The organism is Herpetosiphonaceae bacterium (assembly GCA_036374795.1).
Taxonomy (GTDB): Bacteria; Chloroflexota; Chloroflexia; order Chloroflexales; family Kallotenuaceae; genus LB3-1.
The window spans coordinates 1-17839 of the sequence record DASUTC010000232.1 but is presented as its reverse complement, the minus strand read 5'-3'; the positions used below and the strand labels follow the sequence as shown (position 1 = coordinate 17839).

4 protein-coding genes are annotated in these 17839 nt (G+C 65.3%); all 4 read left to right on the top strand.

Annotated features, from left to right (window positions below):
• The first annotated feature begins 391 nt into the window (after nucleotides 1–391).
• Nucleotides 392–5101: a beta-ketoacyl synthase N-terminal-like domain-containing protein gene (locus tag VFZ66_17320; GenBank protein ID HEX6290949.1), complete on the top strand. Its 4710-nt coding sequence runs from the start codon at nucleotides 392–394 to the stop codon at nucleotides 5099–5101.
• A 79-nt stretch (nucleotides 5102–5180) separates the two neighbouring features.
• The gene (locus VFZ66_17315) at nucleotides 5181–11201 is read left to right on the top strand and encodes an SDR family NAD(P)-dependent oxidoreductase (GenBank protein HEX6290948.1); all 6021 of its coding nucleotides are present in this window, start codon (nucleotides 5181–5183) and stop codon (nucleotides 11199–11201) included.
• 175 nt (nucleotides 11202–11376) lie between these two features.
• Entirely contained in the window at nucleotides 11377–13530 is a 2154-nt protein-coding gene (locus VFZ66_17310; GenBank protein ID HEX6290947.1) for a condensation domain-containing protein, read from the top strand.
• 88 nt (nucleotides 13531–13618) lie between these two features.
• Nucleotides 13619–17839: amino acid adenylation domain-containing protein (locus VFZ66_17305; GenBank protein HEX6290946.1), on the top strand; the 4221-nt coding region annotated here is incomplete at its 3' end.

Here is a 17839-nt window from a genome sequence, read left to right as displayed (position 1 = left end):
TTAGCTCCATGAATACCCGCGCTGCTGTGCATCGTTGCTGACGTGCATCTTGCTCGTGACGGCATCTCCTACTGAGCTGCAAGCGCCTGCTATCCTCCACGAATGTGCAGGGTCCATCACCGCCAATGATCGCTTCGCTGTATCGCTTTTCTATCGGAAACCGATCCCACATCCTGGGACGGACATGGTCTACTAACAGCACATGGAGCTATCGATCCGCAGGACCATTCTTCCAACCCCAGGATACCGATCATGCACAAGCGCATGCGGCGATATGAGGAGGCGATGACGATCCACACGCATCGAAGCACACACGCGCATAGCCACGATGGCGAAGGTGTGGCACACGTGCCGCGACATCTCCAGAGCTAGCTGCATAGAGGAGAAACCGTTGTTGACCGAGCATGATCGAGGCGATGCGGATATCGCTGTTGTTGGCATGGCCGGGCGCTTCCCCGGCGCGAACACGATTCAGGCATTGTGGGACAACCTTTGTCGGGGCGTGGAGTCGATTCGCTTTCCCGATCAGCAGGAGCTGGAGGCCCTCGGCGTCGACGCTGCCGCGCTGCGCGATCCGCACTACGTCAAAGCCTCAGCGGTCATGGATGGTGTCGAGCTGTTCGACGCGGCCTTCTTCGGCTACACCCCCCGTGAGGCCGAGCTGATGGACCCGCAGCACCGGCTGTTTCTTGAGTGTGCCTGGGCAGCGCTCGAACATGCCGGATACGACCCGGAGCGCTACCCCGGCACCGTTGGCGTCTTCGGCGGCGGCACTACCAACACCTACCTGCTCTATAATCTGCTGTCGAACCGCGAGACGCTCGGCGCGTTCGACCCGATGCAGATCGATGTGAGCAATGCCTCCGATTTCGTTGCCACCCGTATTTCCTACAAGCTCAATCTGAAAGGTCCCAGCTTCACCGTTCAAACCGCCTGCTCGACATCGCTCGTCGCCATCCATATCGCGTGCCAGAGCTTGTTGAACGAAGAGTGCGATATGGCGCTGGCGGGCGGCGTGTCGGTTCACGTCAAACACCCCGAAGGCTATTGGTATCTGGACGGCGGCAATGTCTCGCCGGATGGGCACTGCCGCCCGTTCGACGCCCGTGGCGCTGGCACGATCTTTGGCAGCGGTGTCGCCGCCGTGATGCTGAAGCGGCTGGACGATGCGCTGCGGGACGGCGATCACATCCACGCCGTGGTGAAAGGCTCGGCGCTCAACAACGATGGTGCGGTCAAAGTGGGCTTTACCGCGCCGAGCGTCGAAGGCCAGACCCAGGTGATTACCGAGGCGCTGGCCGTGGCCGACATTCGCGCCGACACCATCCGCTACGTTGAAACTCATGGCACCGCCACCAAGCTGGGCGATCCGATTGAGATCCGTGCGCTGACCAAAGCCTTTCGCACCCAGACGAACGCCAGGCACTTCTGCGCGATCGGCTCGGTCAAAAGCAACCTTGGACACCTTGCCAGCGCGGCTGGTGTCACCAGCTTCATCAAGACCGTGCTGATGCTCGAACACGGCCTGATCCCGCCGAGCTTGCACTTCGAGCAGCCCAACCCCGACATTGATTTCGAGAACAGCCCATTTTATGTCAATACACAGCTTACCGATTGGCCCCAAACGCACACACCGCGCCGGGCTGGCGTCAGCTCGTTTGGCGTTGGCGGAACCAATGCCCACGTCGTACTTGAAGCGGCCCCCGCGCGGCAGCCATCCTCCGCGTCGCGATCGTGGCAACTCCTGCTGCTTTCCGCCAAGACCGGCAGCGCGCTGGAGGCCATGACGGCTGATCTGGCGAGGCACATCGCAGCGCAGCCCGATCTCAACCTGGCTGATGCCGCCTATACCTTGCAGGTCGGGCGGTCAGTCTTCGGCCAGCGCCGCATCGTGGTATGCAGCAGCCCGGCGGATGCCGTCCATGTCATGGAAACACACGACCGGTCGCGGATCTTCAGCGGCGTCTCCCAGATGCAGGATCGTCCAGTTGTGTTTATGTTTCCGGGCATGGGCGACCACTATGTCGACATGGCGCTTGAGCTGTATCAGTCCGAGCCGACCTTTCGGTCGTGGGTGGATCGCTGCGCGGCGCTGCTCACGCCCGTGCTTGGCCGCGACATCCGCGAGGTCGTGTATCCCCAGGGCACGGCTCCCCGCGCCAGCGCGGACGCGCCAGCCGCGAGCGGGCAGATCGACCTGCGTGCGCTGCTGCGGCGCAGCGGCTGGCAAACCGATCACGGCGCTCAACCGATCAACGAAACGGCGCTGGCGCATCCGATCCTGTTCACCATTGAATACGCCCTGGCGCAACTGTGGATCACGTGGGGTGTCCGGCCACAGGCCATGATCGGCTATAGCATCGGCGAGTACGTTGCGGCGTGCGTGGCGGGCGTCTTCTCGCTGGAAGATGCCCTGACGCTGGTGGCGCGTCGCGCGCAGTTGATCCAGGGCTTGCCGTCCGGTGCCATGCTGGCCGTGCTGTTGCCGGAGGCCGAGGTACTGCCGTGGTTGCGCGCTGATCTTGCGCTGGCAGCGGTCAACACGCCACAGGCATGTGTGGTTTCCGGCACGTCCGAGGCCGTGGCCGAGCTCGAACAAACCTTGCTTGGACAGGGGATCGCATGCCAGCGGGTGCAAACGACGCATGCGTTCCACTCATGGATGATGGCCCCGATTGAGGAGCCGTTGCAGACCTTGCTTGCCCAGATCCGCCTGCGTCCGCCGACCATTGCGCTGTTCTCAACTGTTACCGGCAACTGGATGGACGCGGGCGAGGCAACCGATCCGGCGTATTGGTCCCGCCACATGCGTCACCCGGTGCGCTTCGCCTCCGGCTTGCAGGCGCTGTTGCAGCAGCCCGATCAGGTGTTGCTTGAGATGGGGCCAGGCCAGACACTTGCCGCAATGGCGAAGCAGCACCCTGCACACACCGCTGAGCATGTCGTGCTGGCCTCGCTGCGACAGCCGCATCACCAGCAGCCCGATCTGGCGGTCCTGCTCGGCACGCTCGGCAAGCTCTGGATCGCCGGGGTCGCGATCGATTGGCAGGGATTTTATGCCGGTGAGCAGCGCCGCCGCGTGGCGCTGCCGACCTACCCGTTTGAGCGTCAGCGCTACTGGATCGACGCGCAGACGACGCCGCGAGAGGAAGCAGCGCCCACGCCCGCCGAGCGAACAGCCGACATCGCCGACTGGTTCTACACCACTTCGTGGAAGCGATCACGGCTGCCCGCGCCTGCCCGCCAGACCGATCTCGCGCAGGGTCCGGCAGCGCCCTGGCTGGTGTTCGTGGATGATACCGGCCTGGGCCGCAGCCTGGCGCAGCGCCTAGCGGAGCTGGGGCAGCCGGTGATCCAGGTACGACGCGGCGGGCAATTCGCGCGGATCGACACGGATGCATACACCATCGACCTGCGTCAGCGCGAGGACTACAGCGCCCTGCTGCGCGATCTCGCGGCCCGCAGCCAGATGCCCTATGCGGTTGTGCATTGCGCAAGTCTGATCCACGCTCCGCCCGCTGCCGCCGACGCCGCGACATTTAAGGAAACCCAGGACACTGGCTTTCGCAGCCTGATCTTTCTCGCACAGGCGCTTGAGGAGCAAGGCCTGGCCGCGCCGCTCCGCCTCTGGGTGATCTCGAACTATGTCCATCTCGTGGAAAGCACGGATGCCACGCATCCTGCCCGCGCAACGATCCTGAGTCCCTGCCTGGTGATCCCCCAGGAGTATCCGCTGATCACCTGCCGCTACGTTGAGATGTCGCCAGCGCAATCGGCGCTGGAGCAGGCGCGTCAAGCAGATCACCTGCTGGCCGAGATGCAGGCTACGACCGACGATCCGATCGTGGCGTATCGCGGCAACCGGCGCTGGGTGCCCACGTTCGAGCCGGTGCAACTGGCAGCGGATCGCGCGCCGACCTACCCGCTCCGCGAGCATGGCGTGTACATGATCACGGAAGGGCTGGTCGGGGTGGGCTGGGCGCTGGCGCAACTGCTGGTCCTGACCGTCGGCGCAAAGCTCCTGCTGATCGAGCGGGCCGACTTCCCCCAGCCGGAGCACTGGTCGTCCTGGCTGACCACCCACGACGCCGCCGATGAGGTCAGCCGCAAACTCGCGCGGCTGCAAACGCTGCAAGCGTCCGGCGCTCAAGTGCTGGTAGCAAGCGCCGACGGCACCGACCTCGACGCGATGCAGGCGGCGGTGGCGCTGGGCCTGGCGCGATTCGGCGACCTTCACGGCGTGATTCATACGACAGGCAGCATCGGCAGCAGCGCGTTCACGCCGATTCAGGAGCTTGGCGACACCGAAGCCGAGCACCAGATCATGCGCACCATGCAGCAGCTTTCCGCGCTGGTGGAAACCCTGGCGGCGCGAGAGCTTGACTTCTGCCTCCTGACGTCGTCGCTGTCGTCCGTGCTCGGTGGCCTGGGACAGGCAGCGCATGCCGCGGCAAGCCTGTTTATGGACGCGCTGGCCGAACATCAGACCCAAACCACCGGCACGCCCTGGCTCAGCGTGGATTGGGACATCTGGCAGCCGGAAGGCGACGCAGCAGCTATGCCAAACGCGCCGCTGGCCCAGTTCATGATCGAGCCGCACGCCGGCGTGGAAGCAGCGCGGCGGCTGCTGACCGAGCGACCGGGGAGCCGCGTGGTGGTTTCCACGGGCGATCTTGCCAGCCGGATCAAGCAGCCGCCACGCGCCGCCGATGCGCTCGGCGGCGCTGGCGCTGGCGGGCTGCGCGCACAACACCCGCGTCCGCAGCTTTCCAGCCCATATGTTGCGCCGCGCACGGACCTTGAGCGCACGATTATGGACACCTGGCAAGCGGTGTTCGGCCTTGAGCAGATTGGCATCGACGACAACTTCTTTGAGCTTGGTGGGAACTCGCTGATTGCGATCCACACCATGACTCGGCTGAAGAAAATCTTGCAGGTCGAGGTGCCGACGGCCATGCTCTACCAGCGCCCGACGATTCGCTTCCTTGCCGAGCTGTTGGCGCAGGATGAAGACGAGGCGGCCCGGCAGATGGCCGAGCGTCTCGCCAAGCGGAAAGCGGATCTGGGCCGACGTCATCAGGTGGTGCAGCGACGGCGGTAGAGGGCGATCAGACAGTCCGCACCTGGGAGCGGATACGGGATATGCTTGTCATGCATCGCACCATTGGAGAGATAGAGCCATGAGTGACCTGCGGGAGACGGAAGATCAGCCAGTGGGCCTCGACATCGCTATCGTTGGGATGGCGGGTCGATTTCCTGGTGCCAGGAACCTGGACGAATTTTGGCAGAACCTACGTGACGGCGTCGAGTCGATCGCGTTTTTCAGCGATGAAGCGCTCCAGGAGTCGGGCGTTCCCGCTGCGGAATACACCGCGCCGAACTATGTACGAGCAGCGCCCGTGTTGAACGACATCGACCTGTTCGATGCGGACTTTTTTGGCTACTCGCCGCTGGAAGCCACAACGATGGACCCGCAGCAGCGGCTCATGCTGGAGTGCGTCTGGGAAGCGCTGGAGCACGCCGGATACGACCCCGAAAAGCACGCCGAGCCGATCGGCGTGTTCGCCGGTGCCCGCATGAGCTCGTATGTGGTCGGATTGTACACCGATCCAGTCCTGGCGCAGCCGCAGAACATGCTGCTCGTGCTGCTGGGCAACGACATCAGCTCGCTGAGCACGCGCATTTCCTACAAGCTCAACCTGCGCGGGCCGAGCACCGCCGTGCAGAGCGGCTGCTCCACGTCGCTGGTCGCGATTCACCTGGCCTGCCAGAGCTTGCTGTTCGGCGAGTGCCGGATGGCAGTGGCTGGCGGCGTCACGATCAACGTGCCGCACCACGTCGGCTACCTGTACGAGCAGGGCAGCATGCTCTCACCGGATGGGCATTGCCGCGCGTTCGATGCGCAGGCTCAGGGCACGGTGTTTGGCAGCGGCATGGGCGTGGCGATCTTAAAGCGCCTGGACGATGCGCTGGCCGATGGCGACACGATTCACGCCGTGATCAAAGGCTCGGCCACCAATAACGACGGCTCGCTCAAAGCCTCGTTTACTGCGCCCAGCGTCGAAGGGCAGAGCGCTGTGATTATCGACGCGCTGGCCTCGTCCGGCATCGACGCGGAAACGATCTCGTACGTCGAGGCGCACGCCACGGCTACCGCGCTCGGCGATCCGATCGAGGTGCGAGCGCTGACCAATGCGTTTCGCGCCAGCACCAGGAAGCAAGGCTTTTGCCGCATCGGCACGGTCAAGAGCAACATGGGCCACCTGGACGCGGCAGCGGGCATGGCCGGCCTGCTCAAGACTGTCCTGGCGCTCAAGCACCGGCAGATCCCGCCATCCTTGCACTTCACGCAGGCCAACCCTGAGATCGATTTCGACAACAGCCCCTTCCGCGTCAACACCGCGCTCACGAGCTGGGAAACCGATGGCGTGCCGCGCCGCGCCGGAGTCAGCTCGTTTGGTTTTGGCGGAACCAACGCGCATGTCATTCTGGAAGAAGCGCCCGCCGCCGCGCCTTCGGGACCGTCGCGCGCCTGGCACCTGCTGACACTTTCAGCGCGCACCCCGTCGGCGTTAGCGGCTGCTACGCTGAATCTTGCAGACTACCTGCGCCACGCTGCCGACAGCGATCTGGCGGATGTCGCCTTTACCTTGAAGACAGGCCGCCACGACTTTGGTCATCGCCGCATGCTCGTGTGCCGCGGCGTCGAAGGGGCCGCCGCCGCGCTGGAAACCGTCGATCCACAGGCCGTCTTTTCAAACGAGCGCGTGATGGGCGAGCGGCCCGTCGCGTTTCTGTTCCCCGGCCAGGGCGCGCAGTATGTCCGGATGGGCCTGGAGCTCTACCAAATCGAGCCGGTGTTTCGCGCCGCCGTGGATCGCTGCGCGGAGCTGCTCAAGCCGCACCTGAAGCTTGACCTGCGCGACGTGCTCTTTCCGATGCCGACTGAGGCCGAGGCTGCCGCGCAGCAGCTCGAACAAACGGCGATCACGCAGCCCGCGCTGTTTGTGATCGAGTACGCGCTGGCCCAGCTCTGGATGAGCTGGGGCATCACGCCCGGAGCGCTGATCGGCCACTCGATCGGCGAGTACGTCGCGGCTACCCTCGCGGGCGTCTTCCGTCTTGAGGACGCGCTGCGCCTGGTTGCAGCGCGCGGACGGCTGATGCAATCGCTGCCGACCGGCTCGATGCTCAGTGTATCGCTCTCGGAAGCCGATGTGCGTCCGCTGCTGAGCGAGAATCTCAGCCTTGCGGCCACGAACGGCCCCGCGCTCTCGGTTGTCTCCGGCACGCCCGAAGCGGTCGCCGCGCTGGAGCAGCGCCTCGCCGCGCAAGACATCAGCTACCGGCGGCTGCATACCTCGCATGCGTTCCACTCCGCCATGATGGAGCCGATCATCGAGGTCTTCACTGCCGAAGTTCGGCGCGTGCAGCGGAGCGCCCCAACCCTGCCGTTCATCTCGAATGTTTCGGGCACCTGGATCACGCCCGAACAGGCCGCCGATCCGAGCTACTGGGCACATCACCTGCGCCAGCCGGTGCGCTTCGCCGATGGCCTGCGCGCGATCCGCAGCGCGGGCGACCATCTGCTGCTGGAGGTTGGCCCTGGGCGGACCTTGAGTACCCTGGCGCGCCAGACGCTGGGCGCGGAGGCGGAAACCGTGGTGCTGCATTCCCTGCGCCACCCGCAGGACGACGACTCCGATGTTGCGTGTATCTTGACGGCGCTCGGCAAGCTCTGGCTGGCGGGCCTGAACATCGACTGGAGCGGCTTCTACGCCCGTGAGTCGCGTCGGCGCGTGCCGCTGCCAACCTACCCGTTCGAGCGCCAGCGCTACTGGGCACAATCGGATGTGAGCGCGCTGAGCATGGGCGCGCAGCGGGCCGCGCTTGAGAAAAAGCCTGACCTTGCCGATTGGTTTTATCTGCCCTCGTGGAAACAAACCCGCCAGCCGGAGCCGTTCGACGCAGGGTATCTGGCCGCGACTCCCAGGAATTGGCTTGTGCTCACCGATGCGAGTGGGCTGGGCGCGCGCCTGATGCAGCGCCTGCGCCAGGCCAATCAGACCGTGATCGAGGTGCGGCCGGGAGCGCAGTTCCGCCAGACCGGCGCTGATTCCTATGAGCTGAATCCGCAGCAGACGCCGGACTATGCGGCGCTGCTCGCCGCGCTGCGCTCCGCCGATCAGCTTCCGCACAACGTCGTGCACCTGTGGACCGTCACGCCCGACGATCAGGCGGATGCCGCGAGCGACACCTTCCAGCGCATGCAGGCGCTTGGCTTCTCCAGCCTGATTGCGCTGGCACAGGCGCTTGGCGGCGAGGAGCTTGCAGCACCAGTCGACCTCATGGTTGTCTCCAACCAGCTCCACGATGTCGCCGGCGGCGAGGAGCTGCGTCCTGAGAAAGCGACGCTGCTGGGACCCTGCCGCGTCATTCCGCGCGAATACCTCCAGATCACCTGCCGCAGCCTGGACGTGGTTATGCCGCGCGCAACGCCACAGATCGTCGACGCGCTCGCCGATCAGATTCTAGCCGAAACACAGACCGAATCGTCGGACGTGATCATCGCGTACCGTGGAGCGCGGCGCTGGGCACAGACCATAGAGCCGACACGCCTCACGGCAGCGCCGGGCCGCCCGCCACGTGTGCGCCAGGGCGGGGTCTATCTGATCACCGGCGGCCTGGGCGGCATTGGCTTGACGCTCGCCGAGCATCTGGCGCGAACCGCGCAGGCAAAGCTGGTGCTGGTTGGCCGCTCGACCTTCCCGGCGCGCGCGCAGTGGGCCGAGATGCTCGATACGCTCCCTGACACGGACGCGACCAGTCGCAAGCTTCGCCAGGTGCAAAACCTGGAAGCGCACGGCGCCGAGGTGCTGGTGATCAGCGCCGATGTCACCGATGCCGCGCAGATGCGCGCGGTGGTCGCGCAGGTGATCGACCGGTTTGGTACGCTCCACGGCGTGATTCATGCGGCAGGCGTTGCGGGCGGCGGCGTGATCCAGCTCAAAACGCCAGAGGTGATCGAGCGCGTGCTTGCGCCAAAAACGCACGGCCTGCTGGCGCTGGAAGCCGCCTGCCGCGACCTGCCGCTCGACTTCATGCTGCTGTGCTCGTCGCTCACCTCCATGGTTGGCGAGCTTGGTCAGGCCGATTATGCTGCCGCAAACGCCTTTCTCGATGCGTTTGCGCACCGGCAGGCGGCGCGCGGCGGAGCCTTCACCGTCACGGCCAACTGGGACACCTGGCGCGATGTCGGCATGGCCGTCAACACCGACGTGCCGCCGGAAATGCTGGCGATGCACGAGCAGATGCTCCACAGCGGCATCTTGCCCGGCGAGGGCGTGCAGCTCTTCGACCGCATCCTGGCACAAAGCACCGCGCCGCAGGTGATCGTTTCCACCCGCGATCTGCCGACGCGCATCAGCACCCTGCACGCCATGACGCGCGCCATGCTCATCGAGGCGCAGGAGCAGGCGCGCGCGCTCGCCAGCCGCGCCGGTCATGCCCGCCCGGTGCTCGCAACCGCGTATGTTGCGCCGCGCAACCAGTTCGAGGAGAGCGTAGCTGCGGTGTGGCAGCAGATTCTGGGCATCGAGCAGGTCGGCGTGTACGACAGCTTCTTCGATCTGGGCGGACACTCGCTGCTGATCACCCAGTTGACCAACAAGCTCCACCGGATCTATCAGGTCGAGCTTTCCATCCGTAGCCTGTTCGATCATCCAACAGTGGCGGGCATGGCCCAGGTGATCGAGCAGGCGTACCTGGAGAAGGCCGCTAGCGCCGAGAAGCCGATCAAGGAGTTGGTGCGTGCCGCCACCGGCACCGAGCGACAACGCCTGCTGGAAGCGTACTGGAAAAAGAACATCGCCAGGGCGCTGAACGTCGAGGCGGATCAGATCCCGGCCACGGGCGATCTCAACGGATGTGATCTGGATGCGATTGTTGGCGATGTGCAGTGGCATTTCGAGCAGGACTTTGGGCTGATCGTGTATCCGCACGAGACGATCAAGCTGCGCTCGATCGAGCAGACGGCCCGCTTCACCGCGTCGGAGCTTGACCGTTTAGCGCATCTGAAGCACAACACGATCACCGCGCCGGTATCGCACTATGCCCAGTACGAGGCGCGCTCGCACCTGGAGGAGCGCGTCAAACGCCCGCTGCTGGTCAGGCCCGCCCGCAAGAACGCGCCGATCGTGTTCTCGCACTCCTGTGTGCGCTCCGGCTCGACCCTGTTCCGGGTCATGCTTGCGGGCCATCCCGCGCTGCACTCGCCGCCTGAACTTGGCATTCTCTGGTATGACACCATGCGCGAGTGGCGGCGCAGCCTGACCGACCCCAGCTATGGTCACGGCTTCCACTGGGCCGCGCAGGGCTTGCAGTGGACCTTTACGGAGCTGCTGGGCCGCGACTCAGAGGCCGCTAAAGCCTATATGGATGATCTGGTGGCGCAGGACACGCCGATCTACGAGGTGTATGCCCGGCTCCAGCAGCTTTCGGCACCGCGTATCCTGGTGGACAAATCGCCCTCGTACACCATGAGCCTGGAAACGTTGCAGCGCGCCGAAGCAATCTTCGACCGGCCCAAGTACATCCATCTGGTGCGGCATCCCTACGCCGTGATCGAGTCGATGGTGCGCATCCGGCTCGACAAGCTGTTTAGCCCGGTGCTCTACGGCTCCGATGAGGTCGACCCGTTTGTGGTGGCGGAAAAAGTGTGGGCGACGAGCAACCGCAACCTGCTGACGTTTCTTCAACAGGTCGACGACGAGCGACATCTGCGGGTCTACTACGAGCAGCTCGTCAGCCAGCCGGAGGCGACCATGCGCCGCGTGTGCGACTTCCTCGAACTGCCCTACGATCCGGCGGTGATTCAGCCGTACGACAACAAGCGCGAGCGCATGATCTCCGGCATTGGCGACCCAAACATCCTCAAGCACGACACCGTCGATGCCACGCTGAGCGAAACCTGGCGCCGCGTGAAGCTGCCGTGGCGGCTTGGCGAGCCAGCGCAGCAGCTTGCTGCCGCACTGGGCTATGAGCTGCCCGCCGAGTCGGCATCCGCGTCCGACGAGCAACGCCTGCTGGATCTGGTGGGCGCGAACCAGCTGACGGACCTGCTGGCGTCGGTGCAGCAGCTCTCGCCCGAAGAGGTCCAGGCCATGCTCGCCGCGATGGAGAGCAGTACGTCGCACGTATAGTCGGGATCGCGGCGCGGGCGGCGCAGGAATCGCTCCGGCATGCTGCGTCGCCGCGCGAGCCGCACCGCTATGATCCAGACCTGCGAGCATTCGAGTACAGGGCTGCGCCATGCAGCCCTGAGCACGTGGACCACAACGCCGCCATGATCCTGACGCTACCTCCTGAGGACACGAAATGAGCGATATTCAGACACAACTCGCAACGCTATCGCCGGAGCAGCGCAGGCTGCTGGAATTGCTCGCGCACAAGCAGGCTGCGGAAGCGGCACGCGCTGCCGCAGCCGATGAAACTCCGCCTGCTGAGCGTGGTACCATCCCGCGACGCACCACGGCAGGACCAGCGCCGCTCTCGTTCGGCCAGCAGCGGCTGTGGCTGCTGGATCAGTTTCAGCCCGGCAGCCCGTTCTACAACATGCCGCTGGTGCTGCGGCTCGATGGTCCGCTCGACATAGACGCCCTGGAGCGCAGCCTGAACGAGATCATCCGCCGCCACGAGATCTTGCGCACCACCTTCGCCAGCATCGATGGCGCGCCAGCGCAGGTCGTCGCGCCGGAGCTGCAGCTGCGGCTGGCACGCAGCAGCGTGGAAGATCTGCCAGCGCCGGAGCGTGAGGCGGCAGCGCTGCAACTGGTGATCGCCGACGCGCAGCAGCCGTTCGATCTGGCGCGTGGCCCGCTGGTGCGGGGCGTGCTGGTCCGGCGCGACGAGCACAGCCACCTGCTGGCGCTGACGCTGCACCATATCGTCTTCGATGGCTGGTCGATGGGCATCCTGCTGCGTGAGATCGCGGCGCTCTATCCCGCCTTCGTCGCCGGTGCGCCCGCGCCGCTGGGCCGGGTGGGCACCCCGCTGCCGATCCAGTACGCCGATTACGCAGCGTGGCAGCGGCAGCGGCTCCAGGGCGCGCTGCTTGAGCGGCTGCTTGCCTACTGGAAGGAAGCGTTGGGCGGCAACGTCACAGCGCTCGACCTGCCGACCGACCGACCGCGCTCGTCGGTGCCGAGCTTCACCGCCAACGGCGCCAAGCTGCCGCTGCACATCCTCAGGCCGCTCACCGACGCGCTGAGCGCGCTCAGCACGCGCGAGGGCACGACGCTGTTTATGACGCTGCTGGCGGCCTTCCAAAGCCTGCTCCATCGCTACAGCGGCCAGCCGAATATCCTGGTCGGCTCACCGATCGCCAACCGCAACCAGGATGAGCTTGAAGGTATGATCGGCTTTTTCAACAACATGCTGGTGCTGCACGGCGACCTGACGGGCGATCCAACGTTTCGCGAGCTGCTCGGACGGGTGCGCGCAACCACGCTGCGGGCCTATGAGTATCACGAGCTGCCGTTCGAGCGACTGGTTGAGGAGTTTCAGCCCAGCCAGAACATGAGCCGTAGCCCGCTCTTTCAGGTCATGTTCGCGCTGCAAAACGCGCCCCGGCCCGTCGTGGAGCAGGGCGGGCTGACGTTGCAGCCGATCAATGTAGATCTCGGCACAGCGCGCTTCGATCTGTCGCTTTCGATCCGCGAGCACGAGCAGGGCCTCGCCGCAACGCTGCTGTACAACACCGATGTGTTCGATGCCGCCACCGTCAGCCGCATGCTGGAGCACTACCACACGCTGCTCCAAAGCATCGTCAGCGACGCCGATCAGCGCATTTCGGCGCTGCCGATTCTGACTGACGCGGAGCGGCAGCAGCTCCTGGCGTGGAGCGACGACGCGCAGATCTATCTGCTCGACCGCAACCGCCAGCTTGTGCCGATCGGCGTGCCGGGCGATGTGTATCTCAGCGACACCGGCCAATCCGTAGATCGCTCGTCCAGCCATGAGCATGATCCGGCGCGGGCCGTGCCGCACCCGTTTTGCGCCTCGCCCGACGCGCGTCTGTACACAACTGATCGCCGCGCGCGCTACCGCGCCGATGGCACCCTGGAGATAGTGACCGCGCCGACCCTGGAAGGCGCGACCACGGCACAGGCAGCGCCGTATGTTGCGCCGCGCACGCCGATCGAGGAAGAGCTGGCGATCATCTGGATGAGCATCATCGGCCATGAGCGGATCGGCGTGGATGACGATTTCTTTGCGCTGGGCGGGCACTCGCTCAGCGCGGCTCGCTTGATTACGCGGGTGCGTGAAACGTTCAAGGTTGATCTGCCGATGCGCAGCTTGTTCGAGGCGACCACGGTAGCGGCCATGGCTGAGCTGATCGTAGCCCACGAGGCGCGACCGGGCCAGACCGAGACGATCGCGCGGGTGCTCCAGCGCCTGCGGAGCGCATCGCCTGAGGAGAAGCGCCAGCTCCTCGATCAGAAGCGGCGTGAGCGCAGCCAGCGTGCATGAATAGGTGGACAACACCGTCGATAGCGCCGGAGGAGCGACAACGCTCCGGCAGAAGCAAGTGAAGTGAGGGAATATGCAAAGCGACGGTATGACACCAACCACTGGCCTCTCAGCCGAGGACCTTGAGCTATTCGCGTATCTGCTCGAAGATGAGGGAGTCGATCCCGACAGCCAACGGGTGATACCCCGCCGCGATCCGAACGCTGACATCCCGCTCTCGCTTGCCCAATTGCGCATGTGGGTGCTCGACCGCTGGGAGCCTGGCAATCCTGCGTCGAATATTCCGTTTGCGGTGCGCCTGAAGGGCCATCTGTCGATCGCTGCCTTCCAGCGGAGCCTGAATGAGATCGTGCGGCGTCACGAAGCGCTGCGCACCACCTTTCGTGTCGTGAATGGACAGCCCCGGCAGATCGTGGCTCCGTCGCTCGCCGTTCCGCTGCCCCTGACCGACCTGCGCAGCCTGCCGCGCGCCGACCGCGCGGCGGAGGTGCAGCGCCTGACCCTGGAGCACGCTCAATACCGCTTCGACGTGGAGCATGGCCCGCTGCTGCGCGCCGAGCTTTTGTGGCTGGCCGACCAGGAGCACGTGTTTCTGCTGAATATTCACCATGCCGTCTTCGATGCCTGGTCGGTCGGGTTGTTTTTACGTGAGCTGACGGTGCTGTACGATGCCTTTGTGCAGGGCCGACCGTCGCCGCTGCCGGAGCTGCCGGTGCAGTACCCCGACTTCGCAATCTGGCAGCGCGCCTGGCTGCAAGGCGACGTGCTGCAAGCACAGCTCGCCTACTGGAAACGCCAGCTTGGCGGGAGCCTGCCTGTGCTGGAGCTGCCGAGCGACCACCCACGTCCACACCTGTTGAGCTACCAGGGAGCGCTGGGCTACCATCAGATCCCTGCGGCGCTTTCCCAGCAGCTCCAGGCCCTGAGCCAGGCCGAAGGCACGACGTTGTTTATGACGCTGTTTGCTGCCTTTCAAACCCTGCTCTACCGCTATACCGGCGAAGAGGACATCATCACCGGCTCCGTCATCGCCAACCGCGATGTTGTTGACATCGAAGCGTTGATGGGCTTCTTCCTCAACACCTTGCTCCTGCGCAGCGACCTGTCGGGCAATCCCACCTTTCGCGCGTTCCTCCAGCGAACACGGGACATGATGCTCGGTGCCTATGCGCACCAGAACGTGCCCTTCGAGCAGTTGGTCGAGGAGCTGCGGCCCCCGCGCGATCCCAGCCACACGCCGCTGTTCCAGGTGATGTTCGTCATGCAGAATGCGCCAGTTCCCGCGCAGGGACAGCGCGACCTGGAGATGGAGTTTGTTCGTGTCGACAACGGAACCTCGAAGTTCGATCTGACGCTGTCGCTGACCGAGACGCCCGATGGGCTGCGCGCGGTCGCGGAGTACAAGACGGAACTGTTCGAGGCGGCCACGATCCAGCGGCTGCTTCGCCACTTCCAGACGCTTCTTGAAGGCGTGGTGGCCGACATCGACCAGCGCATCGCCGAGCTGCCGCTGCTGAGCGAGGACGAGCGCCAGCAGATGTTGATCGACTGGAACCGCTCTGAGGCGGAGTATCCGCGCGCTGCCGCCGTGCATGAGCTGATCGAGGCCCAGGCCGCGCGCACGCCCTACACCGCCGCAATCGTCTTCGCGGGTGCGGCGCTGACGTATGCTGAGCTGAACACGCGGGCGAATCAACTGGCGCATTATCTGCGGGCGCAGGGCGTCGGTCCCGATGTGCTGGTCGCGCTGTGTGTCGAGCGCTCCTTGGAGATGATCGTCGGCATGCTCGCCATCCTCAAAGCGGGCGGCGCGTATGTGCCCCTGGACCCGGCCTATCCTCAAGAGCGCCTGGCCTATATGCTGAGCCACACCCGCGCGCCGGTGATTCTGACCCAGGCCGCGCTGGTCGCGCGCTTACCCGAACACACGGCGCAGGTGTTTTGCCTCGACGCCGATTGGCACACCCTGGCGCCGCAGCCGACCACCAATCCGCCGCGCACGGTGCAGCCGGAGCACCTGGCCTACATCATCTTTACCTCCGGCTCGACGGGCCGACCAAAAGGCGTGATGGTCACGCAGCGCGGCTTGATCAATCTGGTCTTCGGTCTGCGCGCCTACTTCGACGATCCCGCCGTCCAAACGACCGGCCTGATCACCTCGATCAGCTTCGATATTTCGGTCAACCAGATCTTCCCGACGCTCTTTTTTGGCCGCACGCTGCACATCATCCCCGATGCGGTCAAGCTCGACAGCCGCGCCCTGCTCCGCTACCTCGACGACCACCAGATCCACCTGCTCGACGCGGTGCCCTCCTACATGCAGGCCGTGCTGAACGAGGTCGCGCCGGAGCAGCCGCCCAACGCGCTGCGCTACCTGCTGATCGGCGGCGAGAAGATCGAGCAGCGGCTCCTGCAATCCGTCTTCAGCCAGCTTGGTCCAGCCGTCGAGATCGTCAACATCTACGGCCTGACCGAGATCAGCGACATCAATCTCCTGGGCGGTATCCGCGCCGCCGACCTCGGCCAGCCGATCACGGTCGGCAGGCCGCTGCACAACAACCGGATCTACATCCTCGACCAGCACCAGCAGCCGCAGCCGATCGGCATCGCGGGCGAGGTCTGTGTATCCGGCGCGAGCGTGTCGCGCGGCTACCTGTACCGCCCCGACCTCACGGGGGAGCGCTTCGTGCCGTGTCCGTTCGAGGACGGGCAGATCATGGTCCGCACCGGCGACCTGGGCCGCTGGCGCGCCGACGGAACGGTCGAGATCCTGGGGCGGATCGACCATCAGGTCAAGATCCGAGGCTTCCGCATCGAGCCGGGCGAGATCGAGGCCGTGCTGCGGCAGCATCCCGCCGCGCGCGATGTCGTCGTGCTGGTGCGGGAAGATCAGTCGGCGGGTACCATCGGGGCGAAGCGGCTGGTGGCGTACGTGGTAGGGGAACAAAGCGAGCGCCAAGCACTCGAAACTCAAAACTCGAACCTCCGAACGTTGAGCTCGGAACTCCGTGAGATCCTGGCGGCGCAGCTCCCCGATTACATGGTGCCGAGCGCGTTCGTGGTGCTCGACTCGCTGCCGAAGACGCCCAGCGGCAAGCTCGATCGCCGGGCACTACCGGCACCGGATCGCCCGACATCCACAGAGCTGTTCGTCGGGCCTCGGACGGACGCAGAGCACCAGCTCGCCGCGATCTGGGCCGAGCTGCTCGGACTGGAACGGGTGAGCGTGCATGACAACTTCTTCGCCCTTGGCGGCGACTCGATCCTGAGCATGCAGATCATCGCTCGCGCAAGCCAGGCGGGGCTGCGCCTGTCACCCAAGCAGATCTTCCAATACCAGACCATCGCCCAGCTCGCGCCCGTCGCGCAGCCATCCCTAGAGCCTGCGGCTGAGCAGGGAATCGTCACGGGTCCGGTCCCGCTGACGCCGATCCAGCACTACTTTTTCGCCCTGGACCTGCCGGAGCCGCAGCACTTCAATCAGGCGGTGCTGCTCCAGGTGCAGCAGCCGCTCGATCCCGCGCTGCTGGAACAGGCCGTCCAGCACCTCGTCGCCCACCACGACGCGCTGCGGCTGCGCGTTACGCCGACGCCCACCGGCTGGCAGCAGCGGATCGTCGGGCCGGATGACGCGGCGATCGTGACGACGATCGACCTTGCCAGCCTTCCGCCCGACGAGCAGCTTACGGCGATCACCGCAGCCGCCGCCGAGCTACAAGCCAGCCTCGATCTCTCAGCCGGGCCGCTGCTCCGCGTTGCCGCCTTCGACCTGGGACCTGGACAGCCTGCTCGGCTGCTGCTCGTGATCCATCATCTGGCCGTCGATGGCGTCTCCTGGCGGATCTTGCTGGCCGACCTGGAGGCGAGCTACCGCCAACTATCCCAGGGCAGCGCGGTCGTCCTCCCCGCCAAGACCACCTCTTTCAAGGCCTGGGCCGAGCGCGTGACGGCCTATGCGCAATCAGCAGCGCTCCACGATGAGCTGGCATACTGGCGGGCTGCGGCACGCTTCCCGGTCGCACCCATGCCCGTCGATCGGGCCGATGGTGCCAACACAGTGGCCTCGGTGGAGCGGATCGAGCTGGTCCTGAGCGCGGACGATACCAGCAGGCTGCTCCACGAGGTGCCGCGCGTCTATCACACTCGGATCAACGATGTGCTGCTGGCGGCGCTGGCGCTGGCCTGGGCGCAGTGGGCGCAATCGCCGGTGCTGCGGCTCGATCTGGAAGGCCACGGACGCGAAGATCTCTTCGACGAGGTCGATCTGTCGCGCACGGTCGGCTGGTTTACCAGCATCTTCCCGGTGCGG